The sequence below is a fragment of the Streptomyces sp. NBC_01707 genome (genome assembly GCF_041438805.1).
Lineage (GTDB): Bacteria > Actinomycetota > Actinomycetes > Streptomycetales > Streptomycetaceae > Streptomyces.
In genome coordinates this window covers 8,111,696-8,138,083 of sequence record NZ_CP109190.1, presented here as the reverse complement: position 1 = coordinate 8,138,083, position 26,388 = coordinate 8,111,696, and the positions used below count along the sequence as shown (strand labels likewise).

Below are 26,388 nucleotides of genomic sequence, written 5' to 3'. Positions count from 1 at the left end.
GCCCGTGCGCGCGCCGAGCGGGACCGGGCACAGCACCGGCTCCGGTCGAGGGCCGGGGGCAGCCGTCACCCCGTTCACCCAAGGGCGATACGCTTCCCGCGCACGACAGACGATCATCGGGCCCGCCGTGGCCCTTCCCTCACATGACCGCACTCCGCACGTTGCCGACGGCCCTGCTGTCCGTCGGCCGATGCACGATGACTTCCGGGATGGCCAAAGCCCCATGAGCTGGTTCGAATCGTTCGTCCTGGGCCTCGTTCAGGGACTGACCGAGTTCCTGCCGATCTCCTCCAGCGCGCACCTGCGGCTGACCGCCGCGTTCGCCGGGTGGCACGACCCGGGTGCGGCGTTCACCGCCATCACCCAGATCGGCACGGAGGCGGCCGTCCTCATCTACTTCCGCAAGGACATCGCGCGGATCGTCTCGGCCTGGTTCCGCTCGCTGACCAACCGGTCGATGCGCAGCAACCACGACGCCCAGATGGGCTGGCTGGTCATCGTCGGCTCCATCCCGATCGGCGTCCTCGGCGTGACCTTCAAGGACCAGATCGAAGGGCCCTTCCGCGACCTGCGGCTCATCGCCACCACCCTGATCGTCATGGGCATCGTCCTCGGTATCGCCGACCGTCTCGCAGCCCGGGACGAGACCGGCGGCAAGCACCGGGCCATCAAGGAGCGGAAGTCCCTCAAGGAGCTGGGCGTCAAGGACGGTCTGATCTTCGGCTTCTGTCAGGCGATGGCCCTGATCCCGGGTGTCTCCCGCTCGGGCGCCACGATCAGCGGTGGTCTGCTGATGGGCTACACCCGCGAGGCGGCGGCCCGCTACTCGTTCCTGCTCGCGATCCCGGCGGTGCTCGCCTCGGGCGTCTTCGAGCTGAAGGATGCGGGCGAGGGGCACGTGTCGTGGGGGCCGACGATCTTCGCGACGTTCATCGCCTTCGGCGTGGGGTACGCCGTCATCGCGTGGTTCATGAAGTTCATCACGACGAAGAGCTTCATGCCGTTCGTCATCTACCGCGTGCTGCTGGGCGTGCTGCTGTTCGCCCTGGTGGGGGCCGGTGCACTGAGCCCGCACGCGGGTGAGTCGGCCGGCTAGTACGGCTTCGAGCCCGATCGGGGCGGGGCGCCCCGGGACAGCGGTGCGGCCGGGTCGCCGCGCGAGACGCGGCGACCGGGCCTGCCGGACAGAGCCCCGCCGCCTGCGCCTATGAAGGACGGGCGAGGTCTGACCGGTCCACAGCCTCATGGGCGGAGGTGACCGCCACCTGTTCCTGCGGGACCGCGAGGACGACGAATCGATCTCCTCGCGACCGGCGACGCCGAAGCGGGAGCGGGCTGCGTCAGTCGGTGTCGGCTGCCGGCAGGTCGGGGGGCGCGACGAACAGCCCCGCGTACTGCGGCCGCGGCCGCTCGACAATGTCGAGGCCGATCGTCGTGCCCATGTCCTCGGCGCTGTCGTCCGCGCGGCGCGGTGAAGCGTCAGCCATCAAGTCTCCTGTGCATAGCGGTCGTTGTGAGGGCGCCGAGCCCGAGAAGGCTACGGCTGGTGTCCGTCGACGGTGCCTCTGCACCACTCCGGCGGCACACCAGGGCGTCCGGACCGTCCGGCGGGGCCTGCAGGGAGTATCCACCAGGACACGTCCGGCCGACAGCACCGGGCCTGCCGCCCCGCCCGTCCCTGCCGTCACATCCGGGCGGCCGGCCAGGCCCGTATCCCCCTTCGGCGCACGTTGTCGGCAACGCCCCGGTCACCGGACCGGGTGCGCTGTCGCGTCAGCGGGCGACCTGGACGGCGTGCACGTGACGGAGGTCGAGCCTCCGGAGTTCTCGATCTTCAACGTGACGCGTCGCCCTGCCCATCGCCGGCCGTCGGTGAGCGCAGCCCCGACGGACGGAAGTCGGCCCATCGTGAAGAACGGACCCGACCCTGCCACCGTTCTGGTGCACCGTCACTTAGTAGCTCTCCGCTCCTGCCATGGCGGCAGGACTGGAAGATCGGCACAGGTGACGGACAGCGCGCCCGCGTCGGTCTCCACGCGGGGCGTTTCCCGTCGATCCCATCGACGGTCGACGAGGCCCGGCTCCCGCCACCACTCCGGGCAGCGAGGCGGGCTGACGCCGACGCGTGGTGCGGACCGGGCCGGCACCGGCCTCATGACCGGTCCGGGGTGAAGTCCCGCGCCTTGATCTTCGCCATCCGCCCGTCGGGGTGGTGCCAGACGATGCCCTCGCACCCGTCGGCCGTGGCCAGGGCCAGTGCGGCGCTCCGGATCCCCTCGAAGGTCAGCTCCGGCACGGTGACGTCCCGCGCGAGGGCGTGCTCGACAAGCCGATGGAAGTCGCTGCGCTCCGGGTTTCCGTTGATCTTCGGGCCGACCAGTTCGAAGGTCCCGGTGATCCCGCCGCGGGGCCCCATGTTCTGGACCGCTTCCGCGTGGAACTTCGCGAACGACGACTGGCCGATCGGTTCCCAGCCGACCGTCTTGCCGGTTGCGTCGTCGGTGGAGATGACCACGTAGTTCGGCGGCGGTGGCTTGCCCGGTCTCACCTCGCGCCGTGCCCACCAGTCGCCTGCTTCGTCGAGCATCACGCACGTGCCGTCGTACTTACGGGTCGCGCGACCTTCCCCGGCGAGCACCCACTCGCAGCCGGGCGTCACCTCCGGCAGCACGCGCGCGGGGCGAGTCGCGAAGTCGCGGACGAACATGGTGGGAATCTTGTTCATGCCGGAAGTCTCCCGGTTGACCGGCCGACCCGCACGCGGATTCCGCTCACGCGGCGTTCCACGCCCACGCGGCGGGCAGTTGTCCCGCCGCGGCAATCCGACTCATCGGTCCGCCACCACGCACCGGCGGACGGCTGCCGCAGCGGTCACGGATCAAGCCGACTCTCCGGGTACGCGACAACTCAGTACGCCACGACCGCCCATGTCAGAGCCCCGACGACGGCCGCCGCGTAGCACCCCACGGCGCCGCGGACGAGGCTGCGCCGGGTGGAGTCGCTCCAGGGTGTGCCGGCCAGCACCCTGGCCAGCACGGGCAGCACAAGGATGGCGTGCAGGCTGACACCGTGCAGCGGCTTGAGCGACGCCGTGGAGGCGTAGCCGGCCAACTGGTGCCCGGTACGCGTCAGATAGACGCCGCGGGCGATCATCGCAGCGCCCGCCAGCAGCCCGACGACAAGGATCGCGAAACCGGCCCGCAGCGCGAGCGCCATCCCGGTCGGCCCTTCGGGGCGCCGGACGAACGAGACCACCGCCAGGACGGTCAGAATGACGACCAGCACTCCCCCGCCGACGGCCAGCGACATCGACACCGCCGTGTCGAAGGGCGTCTCCATGTCGAAGTGGGACGGTACGCCACGCCAGGCCTGGACGGTGATGCCGCCGACCTCCAGCACGCAGTCGGCGGCGAACACCGCGAGCAGCACGGTACGGGTGCGGGGGCGCAGGCGTACGTACGAAGCCACCCAGCAGATCGCGACGAGCGTCAGGCCGAAGGAGAGCCCGAAGGTGACGGGCTTGCGCCAGGAGACCGGGCCGTCCCAGGGGCCGCCGTCGACGGCGAAGACGATCAGATGCAGCAGCCCGGAGACGACGAGCGTCGCACCGGTCGCATAACACAGGCGCTCCACCCGGCTCGGCTGCCGCCCTGCGTACGCGGTCGGCGGTGAGTCGGACGTGCTGCTGCGGACCGGTTCCGTCCAGGTGGATGCGGCGGGCTGTTTCTCCATGCCCGGAACATCTCTCCGGGGGTGTGCGGGCGTCGTCGTACGTCCGGAGGCCGTCGCCGTACGCCCTCCGGAGTACCGCGATCACCCTCGCCGGATGACCTTAAGCCGTGCCCGCCGCGTCGCTCAAGGGGGCTGCGCATATCTCTGCGTGACGACCGGCGGGCTCCACTCGAACGCTCAACTCGACTCCTGGTGTCCAGATAGCCGAACCCATGCGTCGCATATGACCGATTGACTCCTTCAGAGCTCCACATACATGAACATCGTTGTTGTGTATGACCTCTTGGCTCCGCCATCACATGGTGCTAGAACTCCTTTCGCATGGAGAGCAAGATCCTCGGATCACGCTGCGTCATGCCCAGGACCGCCTCCCCGCGGCCCGTCGTCCGCGTTTCGCCACCAGAGTGGAGGCAGTCGTTCGATGCATTTGCCAGTGAGCCGTCGCACCTTCTCCCGCCTCGCCGTCGCACCGGCAGCGGCACTTGTGATCGGATCGGCCGGGCGCGCCTCGGCCGCCGGCACCACGCCCCGCACCGCACCCGCTCCCGCCTCCGCACGGACGCGCGGCGAGATCGCTGCGGCGGTTGACCGCGTCACCACGTTCATGGACGAGCACGTCTCCTACGGCGGCGGCTACGTCTGGAGCTACCTGCCGGACCTCTCGACCACCTGGGGCGAGATGGAAGCCCGGCGCACCATGTGCTGGATCCAGCCGCCCGGCACCCCGTCCGTCGGCCACAGCCTGCTCGACGCCTACCACGCCACCGGATCGGAGGCCTGCTACCGCGCGGCCAAGCGCACCGGACTGGCCCTTGTCGACGCCCAACTGGCCTGCGGCGGCTGGAACTACATCCACGACACGGCGGGCCAGGGATCGCTGCGGAAGTGGTACGAGACCATCGGCGCCAACGGGTGGCGTCTGGAGGAGTTCCAGCACTTCTACGGCAACGCCACATTCGACGACGCGGCGACCTCGACCACCGCTCAGCTGATCCTCCGGCTCCAACTGGAGCGGCCCCACCCCAAGTTCGAGGCCTCCCTGGACCGCGCGATCCGCTTCGTCGTCGCGGCGCAGTACCGCGGCGGTGTCGCCGACGGCGGCTGGCCACAGCGTTTCCCGGCCTTCTCCGGCTCCGTCGAGCAGACGCCCTGGCCGGACGAGCTGCCGCCATGGCTGCCGTCCGGCATCCGGCACGGGATGGAGGACGGCGACTACACCGGACATGTGACCTTCAACGACAACGTGCTCGGCGAGAACATCAAGTTCCTGCTGATGTGCGTCAGCGCCCTTGGGCGCCGGGACCTGATCCCCAACGTCAGGCGGGCCATGGCCTGTCTCCACCGCATGCAGCAGCCGGGTCCACAGGCCGGCTGGGGGCTCCAGCACCTCGCCCGCGCGGCAGGCGGCCGAGCGGCCGGCGCTCCCGCCGGTGCCCGGTCCTACGAGCCGCGGGCACTGGTCACCCACACCACTCAGACCAACGTGTCGCAGCTCTTCGCCTACTTCCGGCTCACCGGTGACCACGAGTTCCTGCGCCGCGTCCCGGAGGCCATAGCCTGGCTGGAGAGCTGCCGGCTCACGGACCAGCAGAAGGCGGAGAACCCACTGCTGGCCTCCAGCACACACCCGACCTTCGTCGAACTGGGCACCAACCGCGCCCGCTTCGTACACCGCTTCGGCTCCAACATCCGCAACGGCGCCTACTACAACGACTACGACCACCGGGACACCCCGAGCCACTACGGCGGTGGCCGCAAGGTCGACACCGCCGCGCTGCGCGCGACGTACGAGGAGCTCATGGCGATGAGCCGGTCCGAGGTCGCCGACCTCAAGGCCCGTTCGCCCCTCTCCGCCCGCGGCAGGCGTGAACTGCCGGAGTACTTCTCGATGAGCGACCTCAGTCTCGACGACCTGTTCCGGGACGCCGATCTGTCGCTGCCGACCGTGACCCGGGCGCAGGCCGATGCCGTCGTCGAGGGACTCGGCGACCGCGATCACTGGCTGACGCCGATCGGTTCGATCACCAACCCCTACCGGGGTCCGGCACCCGCGACGCCGTACGACGGCAAGGCCTATATGAGCCGCAATGTGGGCGACGTCTACGACACCTCGCCCTACGACCCGCTCAAGCCGCCGCTGGAATCCCCTTATACGCCGCAGGCCGGTCCGCTGGGCATCACCACGTCGGACTTCACCGAGAATCTGGGCACCCTCACGGCCTACATCGCCGGCAGCTGATACACCCGCCGCTCCGCCATGAGGACGGCCGTCGCCGGATCGCCCTCGACCGAAGCGCGTCGCAGAAGTCCCGGAGCCGACAGTCCGAGAAGAACGGAAACCTGTCTGCTCGTGCCCTTCCGCGACGCGCTTCGGAGCTTCGCATCGCTTCGCCGATCGCACTCCGGCTGCTCCTGCGCCGGACGCCGACCGGCCGTAGTGTACGGAACACGACCGGGGTAATACGGGGCGGACACGGCCGAAAGTCCATGCCGTATACCTCGTACAGGTACCAGCCTGGGACATGTACCGCTGGACCCTGGAGGACTCCATGACCACCGCCGAGCTTCCTGTGATCGCTGCCGTCGACGGTTCGTGGCGTAGCTACGAGGCGCTCGAGTGGGCCGCGCGCGACGCAGTCCGGCGAGGGCTTCCGCTGACGATCGTGCATGTCAGGCCGCTCAATCGGCGTACCAGCCAGGAGGAGCAGCGGCGCGAGGCGGAGGAACTGCTCGCGGAGGCCGTGGGCCGGGTGGCGCAGGTCGCTCCGACCCTGCACACCTCGACCCTCGCCCCGATGGACTTCCCGGCGGCGGCGCTGACCGCGCTGAGCGAGCACGCGTCGTTGCTGGTGCTGGGCTCGCGCGGACTGGGCGGGTTCCGGTCACTGCTGATCGGCTCGAACAGTCTGACGACCGCTTCGATGGCCAGATGTCCCGTCGTCGTCGTTCACAGCGGCCGGGCGGAAGAGGAGGGAGCGGAGGCGGCGGAGGAGACATTCTCGGACATTGTCGCAGGGGTGGCCGCCGACGAAAGCAGTGAGGCGGTGCTGGACTTCGCGTTCGAGGCCGCGACGACCCGGCCCGGAGCGCGCCTGCGGATCGTGCACGGCTGGACCATGTTCTCGTCGATGCTCTCCGGCGGCCCCGTCTTCGACCGGGATGCGGCGGCAGGCGCGGCCGAGCGGACCCTCGCGGAGCTCACCGCCGGGCGGCCGGAGAAGTATCCGCAGGTCGAGGTCGTGCAGGAGCCGGTCCACGGCTCCGCGTCCCACACTCTGGTCACGGCGTCGGCGACCGCCGCCCTCACGGTGATCGGGCGGCGCAAAGGCGGCGAGGAGCTCGGATTCGGGCTGTCCCCGGTGGCGCAGACGACACTCACTCATGCGCTCGGTCCGGTGGCCGTCGTCCCCTGCTGAGACGGGCACGGGGCGGTGCGGATTCCGGCCGTGGCGTTCTTGTCGTCCGAGCTCCCGGTCCGGGGGTTCCGGGCGGCCGAATCATGATCGGACATGGCGCCGCGTGTGCACAGCCCTTGGCGTCTGCGGTCGGCGGGCACACACTGGCCGGATGACGCAGCGCGTGGCTCTCGCGACCGTGATGGACCAGCTGTCCATCGACGCAGTGATCACCGGCTATGCGGTGGCGGTGGACGACGGCTCCTGGCAGGACTACCGGGACCTTTTCACCCCGGACGGCCGCGCCGACTACCGCAGCGCGGGCGGTGTCGAGGGGTCCGCCGCCGAGGTCGCGCACTGGCTCGAGGAGACGATGCGACTCTTTCCCGTACGTCAGCACCTGATCGTCAATCGCCGGCTCGACCTCCAGGACCTGGGCGGCTACCCCGGTGACCGCGCCGATGTGCGGGCCGACTACCTGAACCCGATGCGGCTGCAGGGTACGCAGGCCGCCGGCGGCGCGTCCCCCGACACCACCGCGCCGAACTTCACCTCCGGTGGCCGGTACGCCTTCGGGCTGTCGCGTACGGACGTCGGCTGGCGGATCCGTACCGTGACCGTCCACGAGAAGTGGCGCAGCCTCTCCGGCTCCCTCGCACCGAGCTGAGCCGCGCGGGCCCGCACCCGGCCTGGCCGCACCCGTTCCGCTCCCCCCACACTGGGTAAGGAGAAAGGGCACCAGCTCACCGGTCAGGTCGAGGAGGCGCAGTATGCGGATTCCGGTCGGTCGCCGTGAGCAGCGGGAGCGGATGCTCCGGTCGCCCTGGTGGCGCGGCGGCGGAGCCCTGGTCGCCGGGGCCCTGCCCGCGCTCGCCTTTCCCGCCCCGTCGCTGTGGTGGTTCGCCTATGTCGCGCTGGTGCCCTGGCTGCTGCTGATCCGCTCCGCAGGTACCGCGCGCCGTGCCGCGCTCGACGGCTGGCTCGGCGGGACGGGGTACCTGCTCGCCGTACACCAATGGCTGGTGCCGAGCCTGCATGTGTTCATCGTCGTTCTCGCGGCGCTGCTCGGTCTGCTGTGGGCGCCCTGGGGCCTGCTGGTGTCCAGATTGATCGGCGGCGCCCCTTCCGTCGCGACGGCCGCGGCAGCCGTGATCGTGGTGCCGTCCGGCTGGCTGATCATCGAGCTGGCCCGCTCCTGGGAGAGTCTCGGCGGTCCCTGGGGACTCCTCGGTGCGAGCCAGTGGCAGGTGCCCGCGGCGCTCCGGGTGGCATCGGTCGGCGCTGTGTGGCTGGTGAGTCTTCTGGTGGTGGCGGTGAACACCGCGGTCGCCCTGCTGCTCCTGTCGCCCGGAGCACGGACGGCCGGGGCGGTCACCATCGTGGTGTGCGCGCTGGCCGTGGGCGCGATATGGACCTGGGCGCCGCGGCCGGAGCAGTCGGGCGTGGCCCGGATCGCCGTCGTGCAACCGGGGGTCGTCGCGGGGCCGAACAGCGTTGCGCTCCGCTTCGCGCGCAGCGAGCAGCTGACGCGCACGCTGGCGGGCCGCGACGTCGATCTGGTGGTGTGGGGCGAGAGCAGTGTCGGCCAGGATCTGTCCCGGCGACCGGAACTGGCCGCGCGGATCGCGAAGCTCTCGCGCGAGGTCGGCGCGGATGTGCTGGTGAACGAGGATGCCCGGCACACCGGCGCGTCGGGCCGGACGGGGATATTCAAGAGCGCGGTGCTGGTGGGGCCGGACGGTCCGACCGGGGACCGCTACGACAAGATGCGTCTGGTGCCGTTCGGTGAGTACATCCCGGCCCGTTCGGTACTCGGCTGGGTCACGTCGGTGGGGAAGGCGGCAGGCGAGGACCGGCTGCGCGGCACCCGGCAGGTGGTGATGTCCGTTCCCGAGCCGCCTCGCACGGACGGCTTCACCGGGTCCCCCACCGAGGTCCGCGCGCCGGAGCACACTCTGCGGATCGGGCCGCTGGTCTGCTTCGAGTCGGCGTTCCCCGACATGAGCAGGCGGTTGACCCGGGACGGGGCACAGTTGCTGATCGCCCAGTCGTCGACCTCTTCGTTCCAGCACACCTGGGCGCCGGAGCAGCACGCCTCGCTCGGCGCGCTGCGTGCCGCCGAGAACGGCCGTCCGATGGTGCATGCCACGCTCACCGGCATCAGCACGGCGTACGGCCCGCAGGGCGGGCGGGTCGGGAAGCCGCTGGGCACGGATACGAGCGGGGCCACCGTTTTCGACGTACCGCTGGCCAGTGGCAGCACCCTCTATGTGCAGCTGGGCGACTGGCCGGTGTACGGCGCGCTGGGCGTGCTGGCGGCATTCTGCGCCTATGAGGGCGGCCGGTCACTGCGACGGCGTAACCCGGTGGAGCCGGTCGGTGCCGTGGGCCCGAAGGCCGGGGTGCCCGCTCCCTGACCGTGCACTCGCGCTATGTCGGGCCGTTCACGGAGACGATGTGCCCCTGCGCGTCGACGGTGAGCGCGACCCGCTCGACCTTGTTCTTCACGGCGAGGACCATCCACACGGCGCCCCACAGGAAGCAGCTGAACACCATCAGCAGGGCGTGCAGCACGTGGTTGAGCGGCTGCCCTCTGACCATCACGACCTGTGTCTCGGCCCGCGACTCCACCCGCCAGCCGGTTGCTATCCGCTGATTGACCGCCCAGTCGAGGATCAGGCTCCGCTGTGTCGCATCGGGCGGCCGCCCGTCCGCCGCGTAGTAGCCGGGCGGTGGCTGGAGCGCACCCCATCCCTGTGGCTCGTCGTGAGGTTTCACGAGGTCACCTCCACGGGCCGGCGGTCCATTGCCCTCAGCCTGCCCCGGGGCCGAGCGGGACGCATCCGGAACGGATCGAAACCCGTCCTGACCTGCGGATTCCGCTGTGGCCGGTCCGCTGCGGCGCCGTGTGCCGGGGGTCCGGCCCTGATCCGCCGACCTCCTAGGCGCAGTCCAGGTCACGCAGGATGCGCTCGCACATCTCGTGGGTCTCGAGGGCGTCCCGGGCGCTCAGCAGCTTTCCGGCCCGCACGGCGTCCAGGAAGGTCAGCACTCCCTGCTCGATGCCGCGCTGGCGGGCGACCGGCACCCAGTCGCCGCGTCGCCGTACGCTCGGCTGCCCCTTGTGGTCGATCACCTCGGCGAGGTTCACCACCTCACGCTTGGAGTCCTGCCCGGAGACCTCGAGCCGCTCCTCCGTCGAGCCGCTGAGCCGGTTCATCGCGCCGATGGCGGTGAAACCGTCGCCGGACAGCTGCAGCACGACATGGTGCATCAGCCCGTCGCGGATCCGGGCCCGTACGACGGTGTGCTCGACCGGGCCCGGCACCAGGAAGCGCAAGGTGTCGACGACATGGATGAAGTCGTCGAGCACCATCGCCCGCGGCTCCTCGGGCAGACCCACCCGGTTCTTCTGCATCAGGATCAGTTCGCGGGGGTGCTCGACGCACTGCGCGTAGCCGGGCGCAAGCCGCCGGTTGAAGCCGACGGCCAGGCTGACACCGCGCTCCTCGGCGAGGTCCACCAGCCGCTCGGAATCGGCGAGTTCGTAGGCGAGCGGCTTGTCGATGTACGTGGGAACACCCGCGTCGAGAAGCCGGCCGGTGATCTCCGGGTGGACGGAGGTCGGGGCGTGGACGAACGCGGCGTCCAGGCCCGCGGCGATCAGCGAGTCGAGGTCGGTGTGGCGCTGCTCCGGCGGGATCCGGTGGGTCTCGGCGACCGAGGCCAGGGTGGCGGGGGTACGGGTCTGCAGATGCAGTTCGACCCCGGGCAGGGTGCTGAGTACCGGCAGATATGCCTTCTGCGCGATGTCGCCGAGCCCGATGCAGCCGACCTTCACAGGGGTCTCCCTCTCGCCCATGACCCGCCCGTCGCTACCGCTGCGACATGGGCGTTTCCTTCGTCCCGGCAGCATACGTGTGCTGCGGCGGCCGCCAGTCGGCGATGCCGTCGAAGGTGCGCAGGACGAGGCCGGGCCCGAAGCGGGAAACGGCTGACATCAGGGTGTCGCGCAGCGCGACGGCAGGAGGGCTGGTCAGGCGCATCAGCCGGGTCACCTGGGCGGCCTTGCGGACGATGCCGCCCGTCCGCGGGACCCGGTCCGCGCTGTACGCGGCGAGGGCCGCCGCCAGGTCGCCGTCGGGCGCCGCGTGGTGGGCGAGCACGATGCCGTCCTCGATGGCCTGGTTGCCGCCCTGTCCGAGCGTGGGCGCCATGGCGTGGGCACAGTCGCCGACCAGGACGGTGCGGCCCCGGTGGAACGCCGGCAGCGGGTCGATCAGATGGTGCACGTCGTTGCGGAGAATCCGGTCGGGTTCGACGGCGGCGATGATTCCGGGGATCGGGTCGTGCCAACCGCCGAACCGGTGCAGCAACTCGGCCTTCTCGTCGTCGGCTCGCTCTCCGGCCGGTGCGACCGCCGCCGCGTAGGCGTAGATCCGGCCGTCCTTGAGCGGCTGGGTGCCCCAGAGGGCGCCGCGGCCCCACGTCTCGTGCGGGGCGAAGGGTTTCCCCGGCGCGGGTACGACGACGCGCCACGTGGTGAAGCCGGCGTACGAGGGACCGGGGTGGGCTGGAAAGAGGAAGGAGCGCACTGCCGAGTTGATGCCGTCGGCGCCGACGACGAGGTCGGCCTCGATGTTCCCGTCCTGCGTCGCGACGACGGCCCGGGCGCCGGCCGCGGTGCCCGGGTCCACGAGCTCCGCCGCCGTCCCGGTACGGATCGCCGATGCCGGCAGTTCGGCGGCGAGGGCACCGATCAGGGTGGCGCGGTGCACCAGGACGATCGGACCGCCGAACCGCTCGGTCGCGGCGGCGCTGTCGGTCCGGGCGAGCCAGCGGCCGTCCGGTCTGCGCATACCGCCGTCGCCCTGCCAGGCGGCCAGGGACCTGATCCGGTCACCGAGGCCGATCACGTCCAGGGCACGCTGGGAGTTGGGCGCGAGGCCGATACCGGCGCCGACGGGCTCCAGGGAGGCGGCCCGCTCCAGGACGGTGACCTGCCAGCCGCGCCGGTGCAGGGCCACGGCGGCGGTCAGACCGCCGATCCCGCTGCCGATGACGACCGCATGGGGCTCGGCCATGACTCCTCCTCGGAACTACAGCTGTAGTGACGGACTCACCGTACTACAGGTGTAGTCGCGGCGGTAGGTTGGTCCCATGGCCACGAGCACCACACGCGCCCCCGGCACCTCCCGGGCCGACCTGATCACCGATGCCGCCCTGGCGCTGCTCGCCGAGCGCGGGATGCGGGGGCTGACCCATCGCGCCGTCGACGACCGAGCCGGGCTCCCCCAGGGCTCGACGTCCAACCACGCCCGCACCCGGCAGGCCCTGCTGGAAGCGACGGTGCGACGACTGGCGGAGCGCGAGGCGCAGGTGCTCGCCCCAGGCGAACTCCCGATGCCGGACGGCGAACCGGCCGACGGGGTGCCCGGGGAAGCCACCGAGGGCCCGGACGCACTGGTCGCCGGTCTCGCACTGGCCCTGCACCGGTATCTGACCCGCCACCCCGAGCTGCTGATCTGCCGGTACGAACTCGCCCTGGAAGCCACCCGGCGGCCGGAGCTGCGGGAGTTCTTCGACGCGACGGGCCGCCAGTTCCGCGAACCCCTGGTGACGCTGATGACGGCGGCCGGTTCGGCCGAACCGGAGCGACATGCACACTCCCTGGTGGCCTGGTGCGAAGGGCTGATGTTCTCCTGCGCCGTGGGGTCGTTCCACCGGTCCGTACCGACCACGGCGGAGCTGCGCACCGGCTTCACCGAGCTGTTGCGCGGAATGCTGGGGCCCCGTCGGTGATACCACCTGGCCCGTACATGATCACTGGTGAACAATGACCGGCCTGCCGACACGCGAACGCTCCGAACCAGCCATCGGCGCTGCCGAACGACCGATTCTCGTCCGGGAGAAGATCGACGGCTCGACCGGCGACTGACCCGGCACAGGATCCGCCCCGGCGCCGACGGAAGGCCGAGCCGGCCCGACCCGCACCTGGCCCCGACCCGCACCTGACCGGCTCCCCGGGGAGCACCGGCGGGCCGGGCGTTGCGCTGACCGGGGGTCACTCGTGCGGGCCAATCATGACTTCCCCGCTCCCGCGATGCGCTGCCCGCACAGCAGAGTTGCCCAGGTGCAACGAACCAGAATCGCCGTGCAGCTCCTGGTCGGGGTGGCAGTCACTGCCGTGTCCGGCTGCGTGTCCGTGGAGCCCCAGCCGGGCCTTGCGCCCCGGCCCCAGACCAGCAGGCCCGTCCAGGACCTGGCCCCCCAGATCGTCCGGCCCCCGGTCCGGGACACGCTGGAGGCCCTGCCCGACCCGAAGCCCTCCGAGGCGGCGTCCGGCCCGGTCGTCGGCGCCCCCTCGGAGAATCGCCGCAGCGCGCCGCGCGCTCCGCAGCAAAGACAGCATCCAGGTGTGACCGGGAGATGGCCGGCCCACGCCCCGCGCGCGGTGCCCGCACCGGTCCCAGCCCTGCCGTCCTCCCCCGCCACCGGGACGGACGTCTGCGCACTCGGGCGCGGATACGGCGGCTGGCCGGCGGGCAGCCCCCAGTCCCGGATCTGCGAAGACACCTACGGCCACTGATCCCACAGCCGCCGCTCCAGCCGCCCGATCGCCGCTCGGACCCCACCCCCGTACCCGTCGTCCATCCCGTCGTCCGCGAGCACGTCGGAGGCCTTCCGGGCACGGTTCAGATGGATCCAGGCAGCTTCCGGGCGCTGGAGCTTCACATAGTCCGCCGCGAGGCTGAGATGGAGCGCGGGATAGAAGGCCCGGACCGCGAGCGCGTCCCGATGCTCCGCGGCCCGCTCGTCGGTCAGCCCCTCCGCGGCGGTCAACGCCCTCAGGTCCCAGGCCAGTTCATCACCCGGATCGTCCTGGGTGTCCGCCATGTAGTGCGCGAGCGTGCAGCGGTGAAGGGCGTCACCGTCCTCACCGATCTCCGACCAGAGTGCGCAGAATCGGTTCCGGGCCTCTTCCCGGTCCCCACCGTGCAGCAGCATGATCGCCTGGCCGATCCTGGTCATGACGGCGTCCCTCGACGCTTCCTGCTGCTGCTCCGTCACCGCGGTCTCCCTCGCGCCTGCCCAGCCGATCCCGGTCGGTCCGACCGCACCGGCCGCCGCGTCGCGCCCGGTCGCTGCATAGCGTCCGGGCGCTGCGTGACGGCCGATGGAGTCCGTTCGAATCCGGTCGGCTCGACGCTAGCCGCTGATGCTGGCAAACCCGCTCAGGCTCGGGCAAAGCGCCCGAGCCTGTCAGGCAGGTGCCCGCGGTCAGCCCAGGTCGGGGATGCGCCAGTCGATGGGCTGGTGCCCCTGTGCCGCAACGGCCTCGTTGATCTGCGTGAACGGATGGGAGCCGAAGAACTTCTTCGCCGACAGCGGCGAAGGGTGCGCGCCCTTGACCACCACATGGCGCTCCTCGTCGATCAGCGGGAGCTTCTTCTGCGCGTAGTTGCCCCAGAGGACGAAGACAGCCGGATCGGGCCGCGAGGCCACCGCGCGGATCACCGCGTCCGTGACCTTCTCCCAGCCCTTGCCCTTGTGCGAGTTGGCCTCGCCGGCCCGGACCGTCAGCACGGCGTTCAGGAGCAGGACACCCTGCTCGGCCCACGGCATCAGATACCCGTTGTCCGGGACCGGCAGGCCGAGCTCCTCCTTCATCTCCTTGTAGATGTTCCGCAAGGAGGGCGGAGTCCTGACGCCGGGCCGGACGGAGAAGCACAGCCCGTGCCCCTGCCCCTCGCCGTGGTAAGGGTCCTGGCCGAGCACCAGGACCTTCACCTTGTCGTACGGAGTGGCTTCCAGTGCGGCGAAGACCTGCTCGCGCGGCGGATAGACCGGCCCCTTGGCCCGCTCCTCCTCGACGAACTCGGTGAGCTCCTTGAAGTACGTCTTCTGCAGCTCTTCGCCGAGGACGCCGCGCCAGGACTCGGGCAGCAGGTCGGTGTCGGTCACTTCAACAACCTCCGGTACGCATATCGGTTCTTGTCCGAGAACCTACCGGGGGCCACTGACAATCGACCGGGCAAGCCCTACCAGCTGGCCTTGCGGTACAACTCCCACATCTGCATGACCGTCTGCGGGTCCAGGGCGCGCTCGCCGCCGCCGATGTCCTCACCCGCCGCCACGTACAGCTTGCCCTGCCACAGCGGCAGCAGCCGGACGTCGTCGACCAGGATCTTCTGCGCGCGCTCGAACTGCTTGCTGACCGCGCCCCGATCGCTCTGCTGGCGGCTCTGCGGCAGCAGCTGCTGGGTGATCTCGTTCTTCACGTACGGCATACCGGTGACGGTGTCCTTGCCCACGAAGGGGGCGATGAAGTTGTCCGGGTCCGGGAAGTCCGGGAACCAGCCGCGGCCGAAGACGGGGTAGTCACCCTTGGTGAAACCCGCCTGGAACGTCTTCCACGGAGCGCTCTTCAGCGCGATCTTGAACAACCCGGAGGCTTCCAACTGCCGCTTCAGCTCATCGAACTCGGGGGCCGTCGAGGAGCCGTACCGGTCGGTGGTGAACCAGAACGTCATCGCGACGGGCTCGGTGATGCCCGCCTTGACGAGGATCTGCCTGGCCTTCTCCTTGTCCGGGTCACCGAAGTTGTCGAAGAAGCTGGTGGTGTGCCCTGCGATGCCCTTGGGCACCATGGAGTACAGCGGTTCGGCAGTGCCCTGGTACACCTTGGCCACCAAGGCGTCCCGGTCCACGAGCTGGGCGATGGCCCGCCGGACGGCAGGGTTCCCGGCCGCCGGGTCCTCGGGGTTGAAGACCAGGAATCGGATGTCGGCGCCGACGGTCTCGATGAGCTGCAGCGTGCTGTTCTTGTCCTTGTTGTCCTCGAGCTTGACGACCTCCTCGGCGGTGAGGCCGCGGTAGGTGGCGTCGATCGCGTTCTTCTGCAGCGCGTCGACCATGGGGGTGGACCCCTTGAAGTACCGGATGGTCACGGCGTTGTTCTTGCGGTTGGCGAAGCCCTTGTAGTTCTGGTTCTTCACCAGCTCGGCCCTGTCACCCGGCACGTACGTGTCCAGGAGGTAGGGACCCGATCCGGTGACCTTGCCGTCCGTGCGGACCTCGTCCTTCGGATAGTCGCTCGGCGCCACCAGGGACATCGCGGGGGTGGCCAGGACGAACGGGAACGTGGCGTCCGGCTTGTTGAGGTGGAAGACGACCTTGTTGTCACCCACGGTCTCGACCCGGTCGAGCGAGCCGAGCAGGCCGACGGGGCCGCCCTTGACCTTGATGGTCAGGATCCGGTCGATGGAGTACTTGACGGCCTCGGCGTCGAGCTCGTCCCCGTTGGAGAACTTCAGCCCCTGCTTGATGGTGCAGCGGTAGGCCGTGCTGGTCCGGTCGGTGAAGGTGCAGGACTCCGCGGCGTCGGGCTCGGGGCTCGTACTGCCGGTGGGGAAGCTCACCAGGGTCTGGAAGACGTTGCGCATCAGCTCCCAGGAGTTGTCCCACGCCGCAGCCGGATCGAGAGTGGAGGGCTCACTCGTGGTACCGACGACTATCTTCTGATCCGCTTCCGATCCGCTGTCGGACAAAAGACCGCAGCCGGCCAGCAAAGAAAGGGAAGCAAGGGCTGCAGCGGCCTGCAGCCTGGCCCGGTAGAACACGTGCACGCTCCTCGATCAGCCATGGGTCGGCAGACCATACCGCAGCGCCCCGTCGGGTCAATCCCTAGGCCCGACGAGGCACTTGAGGCAATCAGGGCCAAACCGGCTCAGGCTGTGCTCAGCCCACACCCGCATTCAGGAAGATGCCTCCGTCGACCACCAACGTCTGTCCCGTGATCCAGTCGGACTGGTTCGACGTGAGGAACGCGGCTGCGCCACCGATGTCCTCGGGGACACCGAGCCGGCCGAGCGGATAGGCCGCGGCGGCCTCCGCCTCACGGCCCTCGTACAGCGCCGAGGCGAACCTGGTCTTCACGACCGCGGGGGCGATGGCGTTGACCCGCACGGCCGGTGCGAACTCGTGCGCCAGCTGAAGGGTCAGATTGACCATGGCGGCCTTGCTCATGCCGTACGCGCCGATGAACGGCGAGGCGGAGACACCGGCGACCGAGGCGATATTGACGATCGCCCCGCCGTTCTCCTTCTGCCAGGCCTTCCAGGTCTGCTGGGCGAAGCCGAGCGCCGAGATCACGTTGGTCTCGTAGACCTTGCGGGCAACAGCCAGGTCGAGTTCCGCGATCGGGGCGAAGACCGGGTTCGTACCGGCATTGTTGACCAGGAAGTCGACGCGTCCGAACGCCTCCATGGTCCGCTCCACAGCCACTGCCTGGTGCGCCTCGTCGTGCGCCTTTCCGGCGATGCCGATGACGCGGTCGGAGCCGAGCTTCTCGACGGCCTCCTTGAGCGCGTCCTCGCCGCGCCCGGTGATGCACACCCGGTCACCGCGGGCGACGAGCGCCTCGGCGATCCCGTAACCGATCCCCCGGCTCGCGCCCGTGATCAGCGCGACCTTCCCACTGTCCTGCACAGTCATGATCTCCGTTGCCCCTTCGGGTCAGTTGAGCGGTCCGCCGGCGACGTACATGACCTGACCGGAGACGAAGCCTGCCTCCTCGCCCGTGAAGAAGGCGATCGCGTTGGCGATGTCCTCGGGGTGGCCGACGCGCTGCACGGGGATCTGAGTGGCCGCGGCGGCCTGGAACTCCTCGAAGCCCATGCCGACCCGGGCCGCGGTCTGCGCCGTCATCTCGGTGACGATGAAGCCGGGCGCGACAGCGTTGGCGGTGATGCCGAACTTGCCGAGCTCCTTGGCGAGGGTCTTGGTGAAGCCCTGCAGACCGGCCTTGACCGCGGAGTAGTTGGCCTGGCCGCGGTTGCCGAGCGCCGAGGAGGAGGACAGCGAGACGATACGGCCGAACTTCGCGTCCACCATGTGCTTCTGGACGGCCTTGGCCATCAGGAACGCGCCCTTCAGGTGCACGTTCATCACGGTGTCCCAGTCGGACTCGCTCATCTTGAAGAGCAGGTTGTCGCGGAGCACGCCCGCGTTGTTGACGAGGATCGTCGGGGCGCCGAGCTCGGCGGCGACACGCGCCACGGCGGCCTCCACCTGGGCGCTGTCCGACACGTCGCAACCGACGGCGAGGGCGGTGCCCCCGGCGGCGGTGATCTTCTCGACGGTGTCCTTGCAGGCCGCCTCGTCGAGGTCGAGTACGGCGACGGCGCGGCCCTCGGCCGCCAGGCGTACCGCGGTGGCGGCGCCAATGCCCCGCGCCGCTCCCGTCACGATGGCGACGCGCTGCTCGGTGGTGGACATGCTTGGTTCTCCTCGCCCTTGGATCGCGGCTCAGCGGACGTCAGGAAGTTCCCGATAACTGAGCAACCGCTTAGTACCTTCAGCAGACGAGACGCTAGAAGCCCTGGCACCCGGTGTCAACGGCCCACGGGGACGACAGCGCATGTCACACCTGTCGGCGCCGCTGCCCGAGCTGGGCAGGGCAGGCGCCGACAGGTGCCGGATCAGCGCACCAGCAGGTCGAGCAGCCGCTCGACCTCGGCCTCCGGATCCGTGGTGAGACCGCTGTGCACCGCACTCGGCTGAACGACCGTGGAGCGCGGGGCGATCAGCCAGCGAAAGCGCCGGCCCGCATCGTCACAGGCGGCCTGACCGGCCGCGTCGCCACCGTCGCAGACCCCCTCGACGGCCCGTAGAGCCGCTCGTACGCCGACCACGTCGGCGTGCGGGTCCAGGGCCTTCAGCTTGTTCTCGTCGAGATGGGTCCGGGCGGCCACGAAGGACTTGGCGCGGCAGTACACCAGCACACCCGCGTTGAAGCACTCACCGCGCTCGACCCGGGGCACGACGCGCAGCAGCGCGTACTCGAAGACCTCGCGCTTGCTCACCGGCCACCGTCCTTGCTGCTTCGCGTGGTACCGGCCAGATCCGAACCGGCCTGTTCGGCCGCGGCCCTCTCGGCCCGATCCTTCTTCGTGGGGTGCGGCCACGGTGCCAGGTGCTCGGTGAGCCACCCCGGCGCCTGGGACGGCTTGGTCTTCGTGGGCGCGTCCATCGAGATCCGCTCATGAATGGTGGCGGCGCGTGCCAGCAGCGGCGCCGCATAGGCGCGGCGCAGCGCGTCGGTCGTGTCGAAGCCGGGCTCGTCGACCAGCCACTCGTCGGGCACCTCGGCGGTCACCTCGGCCAGCAACTGCTCGGTGACGAGCGGGGCGAGCTCGGCGGCCGCGGCCGCGATGTCCGGGCCGAAGGGCGCGAGCACATGGTCGGAGGCGTTGTACGGCTTGGCGGCCGACGCCTGCGCACCCGGCCAGTTGTGGTGCCAGATCATCGTGGCACCGTGGTCGATGAGCCAGACATCGCCGTGCCAGACCAGCATGTTAGGGTTCCGCCACGATCGGTCGACATTGTTGATCAACGCATCGAACCAGACGATCTTTCCGGCCTCTGCCGGGTCCACCTGGTACGCGAGCGGATCGAACCCGATCGAACCGGGCAGATAGTCCATTCCGAGATTCAGCCCACCGCTCGCCTTGAGCAGCTCCTGCACCTCCTGATCCGGCTCCGCGAGCCCGATGACCGGGTCGAGCTGGATCGTGACGAGTTCCGGGACCCGCAGTCCCAGCCGCCGGCCGAGTTCCCCGCAGATGACCTCCGCGACAAGGGTCTTGCGGCCCTGTCCCGCGCCGGTGAACTTCATGACGTAGGTGCCGAAATTGTCGGCCTCGACAATTCCAGGCAGGGATCCGCCTTCCCTCAGGGGTGTGACGTAGCGGGTCGCGGTGACTTCTGTGAGCATTTTCCCAGGCTATCGGGCCCGACAACCAGGCAACGGTGCGGACCGAAGTACGGCCGCCACCGGAGCCCGGCACGGGGCCTGGGGAAAACCCGGAGTGTCGGCTCCGGACTTCGCTCCCCCGCTGCCCGGCGGACCGTCGGTCTGTGCCCCGGCAGCCGCGCGCCTCGATGATCACGCAGGACGTGACGGCGCCGACGGCAGGGCGACCGTCACCGAGCCCGATCCGCCCGACACGAGGGGTCGGGCCGGTGCCGTCGCCCACGGCTTTGGACGTCACCCCTGTCGCGGGCGGCAAGCCACTGCCGAGGACGCTCAGGGATGTGACCTCGCCTCAGGGCCCTGGGGTGCGCCGGCCATGCCCGGAACGGATTTCCCAGCCGATCGAAGCAGCTGCCGAGAGCAGCCGATCACCACCAGGAGGAACACCGAAATGACGATGGACGAAGCCGCCGGGACCACCGGCGGCCTGCCGCTGCAGTCCGCCCGTACCAGGCGCTTCTCGCTCGGAGTGCCCCGGCAGTTCACTGTCTCACCCGACGGCGAACGGGTGCTGTTCATAAGGACCACGAGCGGCACCGACCCGGTGAGCCGGTTGTGGCTGTACGAGGACGGTGCGGAGCGGATGCTCGCCGACCCGGCGGCCGTGCGGAGCGACGACGGGGACGGGGACGCGGTGCCTCAGGAGGAGCTGACGCGCCGGGAGCGGGCCCGCGAGACGTCGTCGGGGGTGGTGTCGTACGGGACGGACGCGGACGTCCGGATCGCCTCTTTCGCACTCCGGGGCGAGCTGTGGGTGGTGCGGACGGACGGCACCGCCCCGCGCCGGATCGCCACCGCGGGCCAGGTGGTCGATCCGCGGCCGTCGCCCGACGGCTCCTTGATCGCGTACGTGTGCGGGGGCGCGCTACGGCTCGTACGGAGTGACGGGACGGACGACCGTGTGGCGGCCGCCCCGGAGCGTTCGGAGCACGTCACGTACGGGCTCTCCGACCACGTGTCGGCCGAGTCGCTCGGACGACAGCGCGGCTACTGGTGGTCGCCGTCCGGTGATGCGCTGCTGGTGGCGCGAGTCGACACGTCCATGGTGCAGCGCAGGTACCTCAGTGATCCGGCCGATCCGGAGCGGCCGCCGCGCGTGATCGCATATCCGGCGGCCGGCACGGCGAACGCGGAGGTGTCGCTGCATGTCGTGCGGGTGTCGGGCGAGCGGGTCGTGGTCCAGCTGCCCGAGGCGGCCGGACCGGACCACCCCGTAGCGACGTGGACGGACCCGGCGTTCGAGTACGTCGCGACGGCCGACTGGGACATGCGCGGGCCCGTGGTCTCGGTACAGACGCGCGACCAGCGTTCGGTGCACGTCCTGGCGGTGGATCCGGCCACGGGAGAGACCCTGCCCCTGCACCGCGCCCATGACCGCGCATGGGTCGCACTCCGGACGGGAACGCCGCTGCGCCTTCCGTCCGGGGCGCTCGTCGTTCCCGCGCAGCCGGGCGGCGACACCCAGGGGCTGGACATCGGCGGCCGTACGACACCGCCGGGACTGGAGGTCCGTGAGGTCGTCGGCGCCATCGGCGAGCGGGTGCTCTTCACCGCGAGCGAGGAGCCGACGGAGATCCATGTCTGGTCGTACGCGGCCGGGACGCCCGGGGACGCCCCCCTGCGTCTGACCCAGGCGCCGGGCGTGCACACCGCCGCGGTGGGCGGCCCCACGGTCGTGCTCGACAGCCGCACCCCGGAGGGACAGACGGTGACCGTGCTCCGTGACGGCGCACCCGTGGGACGGATCGCGGTGCTCGCCGAGGCTCCCGTGGTCCCCCTGCGGCCACGCACGCTGAAACTCGGGGTGCGCGAGCTCCGCAGCAACCTGTATCTGCCGTCGTGGCACCAGCCGGGAGACGGACCGCTGCCCGTGTTGCTCAGCCCTTACGCGGGCCACGGCCTGCAGCTGGTCCTGCCGGTGCGCAGCTGGTGGGCCGCGACCGCCCAATGGTTCGCCGAGCAGGGGTTCGCGGTGCTGGTGACGGACGGTCGTGGCACTCCGGGGCGGGGCGAGGCCTGGGAGAAGTCGGTGCGGGGCGACCGGCTGACGGCTGTTCTGGAGGATCAGATCGACGCGCTGCACGCGGCGGCGGCACAGTACCCGCAGCTGGACCTCGGGCGGGTGGCGATGCGCGGATGGTCGTTCGGCGGCTATCTCGCGGCCGCCGCCGTGCTGCGTCACCCGGAGGTCTTCCACGCGGCCGTCGCGGGTGCGGCGCCGACCGACCGGCGGCTGTACGACACCCATTGGGAGGAACGGTTTCTCGGCCATCCGGATGTGGAGCCGGAGACGTACGAGCGCAATTCCCTGCTTTCCGAGGCGCACCGGCTGACGCGGCCGCTCATGCTGGTGCACGGATGTGCCGATGACAATGTCGCCGTCGCCCACATGCTGCGGTTCTCCGCAGCCCTGCTGGCCGCGGGGCGGCCACACACCGTGCTGCCGCTCTCCGGAACGAGTCACCTGGTCACGCAGGAGGAGACGGCGAGCAACCTGTTGCTGCTGGAACGGGACTTCCTCGCGAAATCCCTGATCCATTGAACACGAGGTCCCGGCGGCGCGTACCCCTGGTCGAAGTCATGAACACCGCGGAAGGGAAAGCCAGCATGAGCGCATCGCAGGAGCACGAGGTCCGTCTCGGGCGTCGCACCGTTGTGGCAGGCGTCGGTGCGGCCGGGGTGGCTGCCGTACTCACCGCGTGCGGAAGCTCGAAGGACTCGGGTGGCTCGCGTACCGTCGAGCCGGCCAAGGGTGCGACCGGCGATGGCGCCGACGACGACGCCGGCGACGGCGGGACCGTTCTCGCGAAGACCGCGGACATCCCGGAGGGCGGCGGGAAGATCTTCGCCGACGCGGGTGTGGTGGTGACGCAGCCGAAGGCAGGGGAGTTCAAGGCGTTCTCGTCGAAGTGCACCCATATGGGATGCGCGGTGACGAGCATCTCGGGCGGCACCATCAACTGCCCCTGTCACGGCAGCAAGTTCGACGCGACGACCGGCGATGTGTCGGCCGGTCCCGCCACCGAGCCGCTGCCCGCCGCGACGATCACGGTCAAGGGCGACTCGATCATGCTCGCGTCGTAGCCCTTCGGGGGCTCTGCCAGCAGCCCAGCACCTCCGGCGTGGTGGTGACGGTGGCAACGAGCGCGAGCGTGTTGCGGATCATCGCGGGGGTGTAGTCGGATGGCACCCCCGCGATGGCATCGGACGGCACGACCGCCGTGTAACCGAGATTCACCGCGTCGAAGACGGCATTGGGGATGGCGACGTTGGCGGACACCCCGACGACGACGAGGGTGCGGCAGCCGAGATTGCGCAGCAGCGCGTCCACGTCCGTGCCGGCGATGGGCGACAGGCCGTGGAGTCGGCGTACGACGATGTCCTCGTCCGCCACCTCGATGGGAGCGGCGATCCTGACCGCCGTGGTGCCGGAGTGCTGTTGGACCGGCAGTCGGCCGGCAGCCCTGAAGAGGCGGGCGTTGCTGTTGGCGCCGCGCCCGTCGGGGCGTCGTTCGGCGACCGCGTGCAGCACCTGGACTCCGGCCCCGTGGGCGACGGCCACCAGTCGGGCGACGTTGTGCAGGGCACCGGAGGCCAGGGCTTCCTTCGCGAGTTCGGGCAGTGCGCTGTCCGGTCCCACGACACCCTGCTGGCACTCGACCGTCAGCAGGACGGTGGTGGCAGGATCGAGCTGCTCGGCAAGCTTTTCTCTGGGCGGCACGGCTGCCCCTCTCGGTAATTCGAGGTGACGGACCTCTCCTGACGGACCGGGCGCGCGAGGCTAACGACCATTGCGCCAGGAGGGAAGAGGCTCCATGATTTCTGACACATGGTCAGCCAGCCGAAGGAGGCGTCCCATGACCGTCATCCAGCGACGGGGCCGTCGGATCATGATGACGGAGGCAGAACGCGACACATATCTCGCGGAGCAGCGCACCTGCCGGGTGGCCACCGTCTCCGCGGACGGCCGCCCGCACATCGGCGCACTCTGGTTCGTCTGGGACGGCGCTTCGCTGTGGCTGTACTCGATCACCCGGAGCCTGCGTTCGTCCCAGCTGCGCCACGACCCGAGGATGGCTGTGGTCGTCGACGACGGCGCCGAGTACGGCGAGCTGCGCGGCGTCGAGCTGTCCGGCGAGGCGGTCTTCGTCGGCGAGGCCCCGCGCACGGGCGAGGACTGCCCCGAATTGGTAGGGCCGGAGAGGCTGTTCGCGGCCAAGTACTTCGGAATGGACGTCATGCCGCACGACGGACGACACGCGTGGCTGCGGCTGACTCCGCAGACGGTAACGTCGTGGGACTTCCGGAAGCTGGCGGACCTGGGCTGAGGTACCGGCGCCACCGCGCCCCCGTCTCCCCGACGTGGGCGCGGCGCCTTCCGCGCGGGTCAGTCCCCGCCGCCGTCCACCGGTGCGTCCAGCTCCCGGCCCGCCGCCCGCAGCGCCATGACTGCTGCCCTGATCGACGGGCGGCGATCCGCGTCCGTCCGCCACACCGCGTGCACATGACGCCGCATCTTCTGCCGTACGGGTACGAGCCGTACCCCGTCCGGTACCACCCCTCGGCCCAGCCGGGGCGCCACACAGACGCCCACCCCGGCGGCGATCAGCGCGAGCTGGGTGTGGTGCTCCCCCGCGAGATGGGCGATGCGCGGTTCGATGCCCTTCGAACGCAGAGTGAACATCAGCCAGTCGTGGCAGAACTCACCTTCCGGCCAGGAGATCCAGTCGTCGTCGGCGAAGTCCTCCAGGTCGACCTCCGCCCGGCCCGCGAGCGGGTGGTCGGCCGGCATCGCTATGTCCGGCGCGTCGTCGAGCAGCTCGGCCATGGTGAGGCCACCGGGCACCGGCAGCCTCTTGTTGCTCCAGTCGAGCACCACCGCCAGGTCGAAATCTCCCCGCAACACGGCCCGGATTCCGGCCTCCGGTTCCAATTCTGCTGTGCGTACCCTCAGTTCGGGGTGGTCCGCGCGCAGTGAGGTGAGCGTCGCGGGAAACAGTCCGCGCGCCGCGGTCGGAAACGCTGCCAGCCGGACCTCACCCACCACCTCGCCGCGCTGGGCCTCGATGTCGGACTGGGCCAGCTCCACCTGGGAAAGGATCTTCGCGGCATGGTCGGCGAGCAGCTTTCCCGCGTCGGTGAGCCGGACCCCGCGGCCGTTCTTGGCGAGGAGCTGCTGCCCCACCTCGCGCTCCAGCTTCGCCAACTGCTGGGAGACCGCTGACGTGGTGACATGCAGGCCGTCGGCCGCGCCACTGACCGAACCGAACCGGGCGAGGGCGTCCAGGGTCCGCAAGCGCTCCAAGTTCAACATGTAAGCAATGCTACGCGACCACTCGCACGAAGTCTCACTTGTCCTACGCGGTTGAATTCGTCATTGTTACTGTCATGACCGCCGCTGCCGTGACCACCGATCCCGATCCCGCGCCGAGCACCGACACCGTGCCACCCGCCCCGACCGGGACAGCCTCCACCACGGCCGCCACCCCGGCCCCCGTTCCTGCGACCCCCCGCCGCCCCGCGCTGGACTGGCGGATCCGCTTCGGGGCGCTCTCGCTCATCTGGGGCTTCAGCTTTCTCCTGATCAAGGTCGGCACCGAGGGGTACGCCCCGTTCCAGGTCACCCTCGGCCGCCTGCTCTCCGGTACCGCGGTGCTCGCCGTCGCCATGGTGGTGCGCCGCGATCGGCTGCCGCGAAGCGCCCGCACCTGGGGCCATCTCGCCGTCGCGGCGTTCTTCCTGAACGCGCTGCCGTTCTCGCTCTTCGCCTACTCCGAACTGACCATCCCGTCGACGCTGGCCGGCATCTGCAACGCCACCTCGCCGCTGTGGGGCATGGCACTGTCGCTCGTCGCACTCTCCGAGGACCGGCCGACCCGTCGCCGTGTGGCCGGCCTCGGTCTCGGCTTCCTCGGCGTGCTGACCGTGCTGGGCGCCTGGCAGGGCTTCTCCGGACTGGACTTCAGCGGTACGGCGATGGCGCTCCTCGCCTCCCTCAGCTATCCGATCGGCTGGATCTATGTCCGCCGGACACTTGCGGGCAGCGGCTCGTCCACCCTTGCCCTCACCGGCAGCCAGCTCTTCCTCGGCACGGTGCAGATCGCGCTGGTCACCCCGCTGTTCACGTCGGCGCCCGACGGCTTCCCGCTGCTGCCGACGCTCGCCGTCGTAGCCCTGGGTGCGCTCGGTACGGGACTTGCGGTGCTGCTGCAGTACGGGCTGGTCAAGGAGGTCGGCCCGACGACCGCGCAGATGGTCACATACTTCATTCCGGTCATCGCCACCGCGGCCGGGGTGGCCGTGCTCGGCGAGCAGCTGAGCTGGAACACCCCGGTCGGCGCGCTGATCGTCCTGGCGGGAGCCGCCCTCACCCAGAGCAGGGCCCGGACGCCCAAGCCCGCACCACGCCCCTGAGCGCTTGAGGCCGGCCACGCGTCAGGGGCC

Annotated in this window: 26 protein-coding genes; 11 read left to right on the top strand and 15 right to left on the bottom strand. The window is 70.3% G+C overall.

The features are described from left to right. Nucleotides 1-223 precede the first annotated feature (223 nt). Complete coding sequence (locus OG963_RS36460; RefSeq protein ID WP_030921721.1) at nt 224-1,096, top strand: undecaprenyl-diphosphate phosphatase; 873 nt, start codon at nt 224-226, stop codon at nt 1,094-1,096. A gap of 244 nt (nt 1,097-1,340) precedes the next feature. Here the strand turns inward: OG963_RS36460 and OG963_RS36455 are convergent, their stop codons facing one another. From OG963_RS36455 to OG963_RS36445, 3 genes are all read right to left on the bottom strand, one after another. Next, entirely contained in the window at nt 1,341-1,487 is a 147-nt protein-coding gene (locus tag OG963_RS36455) for a hypothetical protein (protein ID WP_176902323.1), read from the bottom strand. A 665-nt stretch (nt 1,488-2,152) separates the two neighbouring features. Beyond that, nucleotides 2,153-2,725 carry a DUF5565 family protein gene (locus OG963_RS36450; protein WP_093777473.1) on the bottom strand — a complete coding sequence of 191 codons (573 nt, stop codon included), beginning with the start codon at nt 2,723-2,725 and terminating at the stop codon, nt 2,153-2,155. A gap of 182 nt (nt 2,726-2,907) precedes the next feature. Beyond that, nucleotides 2,908-3,732 (bottom strand): hypothetical protein, encoded by an 825-nt coding sequence (locus OG963_RS36445; protein ID WP_371799845.1) that lies wholly within the window; start codon nt 3,730-3,732, stop codon nt 2,908-2,910. Between the two features lie 433 nt (nt 3,733-4,165). Between OG963_RS36445 and OG963_RS36440 the strand changes: the two genes are divergently transcribed. From OG963_RS36440 to lnt, 4 genes are all read left to right on the top strand, one after another. After that, nucleotides 4,166-5,971: a pectate lyase gene (locus OG963_RS36440; RefSeq protein WP_371799844.1), complete on the top strand. Its 1,806-nt coding sequence runs from the start codon at nt 4,166-4,168 to the stop codon at nt 5,969-5,971. A gap of 310 nt (nt 5,972-6,281) precedes the next feature. After that, the gene (locus OG963_RS36435) at nt 6,282-7,148 is read left to right on the top strand and encodes a universal stress protein (protein WP_093930799.1); all 867 of its coding nucleotides are present in this window, start codon (nt 6,282-6,284) and stop codon (nt 7,146-7,148) included. Nucleotides 7,149-7,299: 151 nt separating this feature from the next. Continuing rightward, nucleotides 7,300-7,794 (top strand): nuclear transport factor 2 family protein, encoded by a 495-nt coding sequence (locus OG963_RS36430; RefSeq protein ID WP_093777469.1) that lies wholly within the window; start codon nt 7,300-7,302, stop codon nt 7,792-7,794. Nucleotides 7,795-7,897: 103 nt separating this feature from the next. Beyond that, nucleotides 7,898-9,544 carry an apolipoprotein N-acyltransferase gene (gene lnt, locus OG963_RS36425; protein ID WP_371799843.1) on the top strand — a complete coding sequence of 549 codons (1,647 nt, stop codon included), beginning with the start codon at nt 7,898-7,900 and terminating at the stop codon, nt 9,542-9,544. Between the two features lie 13 nt (nt 9,545-9,557). On the opposite strand, the gene OG963_RS36420 is transcribed toward lnt, so the two are convergent. From OG963_RS36420 to OG963_RS36410, 3 genes are all read right to left on the bottom strand, one after another. Continuing rightward, on the bottom strand, nt 9,558-9,905 hold the full coding sequence (locus OG963_RS36420; RefSeq protein WP_093777466.1) for a hypothetical protein: 348 nt from the start codon (nt 9,903-9,905) through the stop codon (nt 9,558-9,560). Between the two features lie 163 nt (nt 9,906-10,068). Further along, nucleotides 10,069-10,968: a Gfo/Idh/MocA family protein gene (locus OG963_RS36415; RefSeq protein WP_093930797.1), complete on the bottom strand. Its 900-nt coding sequence runs from the start codon at nt 10,966-10,968 to the stop codon at nt 10,069-10,071. Nucleotides 10,969-11,002: 34 nt separating this feature from the next. Beyond that, complete coding sequence (locus OG963_RS36410) at nt 11,003-12,211, bottom strand: FAD-dependent monooxygenase (RefSeq protein WP_093930737.1); 1,209 nt, start codon at nt 12,209-12,211, stop codon at nt 11,003-11,005. A gap of 76 nt (nt 12,212-12,287) precedes the next feature. Between OG963_RS36410 and OG963_RS36405 the strand changes: the two genes are divergently transcribed. After that, on the top strand, nt 12,288-12,929 hold the full coding sequence (locus OG963_RS36405) for a TetR/AcrR family transcriptional regulator (protein ID WP_371799842.1): 642 nt from the start codon (nt 12,288-12,290) through the stop codon (nt 12,927-12,929). Between the two features lie 331 nt (nt 12,930-13,260). Further along, nucleotides 13,261-13,716, top strand: a complete 456-nt coding sequence (locus OG963_RS36400) for a hypothetical protein (protein ID WP_176902321.1) — start codon at nt 13,261-13,263, stop codon at nt 13,714-13,716. On the opposite strand, the gene OG963_RS36395 is transcribed toward OG963_RS36400, so the two are convergent. From OG963_RS36395 to OG963_RS36365, 7 genes are all read right to left on the bottom strand, one after another. Beyond that, entirely contained in the window at nt 13,704-14,159 is a 456-nt protein-coding gene (locus tag OG963_RS36395; RefSeq protein WP_051878186.1) for a hypothetical protein, read from the bottom strand. The two genes, OG963_RS36400 and OG963_RS36395, sit on opposite strands and share 13 nt — an antisense overlap. A gap of 249 nt (nt 14,160-14,408) precedes the next feature. Next, on the bottom strand, nt 14,409-15,092 hold the full coding sequence (locus OG963_RS36390) for a uracil-DNA glycosylase (protein ID WP_319330356.1): 684 nt from the start codon (nt 15,090-15,092) through the stop codon (nt 14,409-14,411). A gap of 77 nt (nt 15,093-15,169) precedes the next feature. Then, nucleotides 15,170-16,750, bottom strand: coding sequence for an ABC transporter substrate-binding protein (locus tag OG963_RS36385; RefSeq protein ID WP_093930735.1), 1,581 nt, complete (start codon nt 16,748-16,750; stop codon nt 15,170-15,172). A gap of 118 nt (nt 16,751-16,868) precedes the next feature. Then, a complete protein-coding gene (locus tag OG963_RS36380) occupies nt 16,869-17,624 on the bottom strand; it encodes an SDR family oxidoreductase (protein ID WP_319739926.1) in 756 nt (251 codons plus the stop codon). 21 nt (nt 17,625-17,645) lie between these two features. After that, complete coding sequence (gene fabG / locus OG963_RS36375) at nt 17,646-18,407, bottom strand: 3-oxoacyl-ACP reductase FabG (RefSeq protein ID WP_030921671.1); 762 nt, start codon at nt 18,405-18,407, stop codon at nt 17,646-17,648. Nucleotides 18,408-18,610: 203 nt separating this feature from the next. Then, nucleotides 18,611-18,994, bottom strand: a complete 384-nt coding sequence (locus tag OG963_RS36370; protein WP_030921668.1) for a DUF3037 domain-containing protein — start codon at nt 18,992-18,994, stop codon at nt 18,611-18,613. Further along, on the bottom strand, nt 18,991-19,905 hold the full coding sequence (locus OG963_RS36365) for a HipA family kinase (protein WP_093777454.1): 915 nt from the start codon (nt 19,903-19,905) through the stop codon (nt 18,991-18,993). Before OG963_RS36365 ends, OG963_RS36370 begins: the two co-directional genes overlap by 4 nt. 430 nt (nt 19,906-20,335) lie before the next feature. Between OG963_RS36365 and OG963_RS36360 the strand changes: the two genes are divergently transcribed. Together OG963_RS36360 and OG963_RS36355 are read left to right on the top strand one after the other, a co-directional pair. Further along, the gene (locus OG963_RS36360; RefSeq protein WP_371799841.1) at nt 20,336-22,486 is read left to right on the top strand and encodes an alpha/beta fold hydrolase; all 2,151 of its coding nucleotides are present in this window, start codon (nt 20,336-20,338) and stop codon (nt 22,484-22,486) included. Between the two features lie 65 nt (nt 22,487-22,551). Continuing rightward, the gene (locus OG963_RS36355; protein ID WP_371799840.1) at nt 22,552-23,028 is read left to right on the top strand and encodes a Rieske (2Fe-2S) protein; all 477 of its coding nucleotides are present in this window, start codon (nt 22,552-22,554) and stop codon (nt 23,026-23,028) included. Here the strand turns inward: OG963_RS36355 and OG963_RS36350 are convergent. Then, nucleotides 23,012-23,665 carry a cysteine hydrolase gene (locus tag OG963_RS36350; RefSeq protein WP_093777450.1) on the bottom strand — a complete coding sequence of 218 codons (654 nt, stop codon included), beginning with the start codon at nt 23,663-23,665 and terminating at the stop codon, nt 23,012-23,014. The genes OG963_RS36355 and OG963_RS36350 overlap by 17 nt on opposite strands. A 136-nt stretch (nt 23,666-23,801) precedes the next feature. Between OG963_RS36350 and OG963_RS36345 the strand changes: the two genes are divergently transcribed. After that, a complete protein-coding gene (locus OG963_RS36345; RefSeq protein ID WP_030921651.1) occupies nt 23,802-24,272 on the top strand; it encodes a pyridoxamine 5'-phosphate oxidase family protein in 471 nt (156 codons plus the stop codon). A gap of 59 nt (nt 24,273-24,331) precedes the next feature. Here the strand turns inward: OG963_RS36345 and OG963_RS36340 are convergent, their stop codons facing one another. After that, nucleotides 24,332-25,258: a LysR family transcriptional regulator gene (locus tag OG963_RS36340; RefSeq protein WP_030921648.1), complete on the bottom strand. Its 927-nt coding sequence runs from the start codon at nt 25,256-25,258 to the stop codon at nt 24,332-24,334. Nucleotides 25,259-25,332: 74 nt separating this feature from the next. Between OG963_RS36340 and OG963_RS36335 the strand changes: the two genes are divergently transcribed. Continuing rightward, the gene (locus tag OG963_RS36335; protein ID WP_319739924.1) at nt 25,333-26,358 is read left to right on the top strand and encodes a DMT family transporter; all 1,026 of its coding nucleotides are present in this window, start codon (nt 25,333-25,335) and stop codon (nt 26,356-26,358) included. The last annotated feature ends 30 nt before the right edge of the window (nt 26,359-26,388 follow it).

Coding starts and splice junctions, on each gene's coding strand:
- OG963_RS36430 (WP_093777469.1), top strand. CDS start 7,300: ATGACGCAGCGCGTGGCTCTCGCGACCGTGATGGACCAGCTGTCCATC.
- OG963_RS36405 (WP_371799842.1), top strand. CDS start 12,288: ATGGCCACGAGCACCACACGCGCCCCCGGCACCTCCCGGGCCGACCTG.
- OG963_RS36460 (WP_030921721.1), top strand. CDS start 224: ATGAGCTGGTTCGAATCGTTCGTCCTGGGCCTCGTTCAGGGACTGACC.
- OG963_RS36455 (WP_176902323.1), bottom strand. CDS start 1,487: ATGGCTGACGCTTCACCGCGCCGCGCGGACGACAGCGCCGAGGACATG.
- OG963_RS36345 (WP_030921651.1), top strand. CDS start 23,802: ATGACCGTCATCCAGCGACGGGGCCGTCGGATCATGATGACGGAGGCA.
- OG963_RS36360 (WP_371799841.1), top strand. CDS start 20,336: ATGACGATGGACGAAGCCGCCGGGACCACCGGCGGCCTGCCGCTGCAG.
- fabG (WP_030921671.1), bottom strand. CDS start 18,407: ATGTCCACCACCGAGCAGCGCGTCGCCATCGTGACGGGAGCGGCGCGG.
- OG963_RS36355 (WP_371799840.1), top strand. CDS start 22,552: ATGAGCGCATCGCAGGAGCACGAGGTCCGTCTCGGGCGTCGCACCGTT.
- lnt (WP_371799843.1), top strand. CDS start 7,898: ATGCGGATTCCGGTCGGTCGCCGTGAGCAGCGGGAGCGGATGCTCCGG.
- OG963_RS36365 (WP_093777454.1), bottom strand. CDS start 19,905: ATGCTCACAGAAGTCACCGCGACCCGCTACGTCACACCCCTGAGGGAA.
- OG963_RS36340 (WP_030921648.1), bottom strand. CDS start 25,258: ATGTTGAACTTGGAGCGCTTGCGGACCCTGGACGCCCTCGCCCGGTTC.
- OG963_RS36435 (WP_093930799.1), top strand. CDS start 6,282: ATGACCACCGCCGAGCTTCCTGTGATCGCTGCCGTCGACGGTTCGTGG.
- OG963_RS36335 (WP_319739924.1), top strand. CDS start 25,333: ATGACCGCCGCTGCCGTGACCACCGATCCCGATCCCGCGCCGAGCACC.
- OG963_RS36395 (WP_051878186.1), bottom strand. CDS start 14,159: ATGACCAGGATCGGCCAGGCGATCATGCTGCTGCACGGTGGGGACCGG.
- OG963_RS36445 (WP_371799845.1), bottom strand. CDS start 3,732: ATGGAGAAACAGCCCGCCGCATCCACCTGGACGGAACCGGTCCGCAGC.
- OG963_RS36450 (WP_093777473.1), bottom strand. CDS start 2,725: ATGAACAAGATTCCCACCATGTTCGTCCGCGACTTCGCGACTCGCCCC.
- OG963_RS36380 (WP_319739926.1), bottom strand. CDS start 17,624: ATGACTGTGCAGGACAGTGGGAAGGTCGCGCTGATCACGGGCGCGAGC.
- OG963_RS36410 (WP_093930737.1), bottom strand. CDS start 12,211: ATGGCCGAGCCCCATGCGGTCGTCATCGGCAGCGGGATCGGCGGTCTG.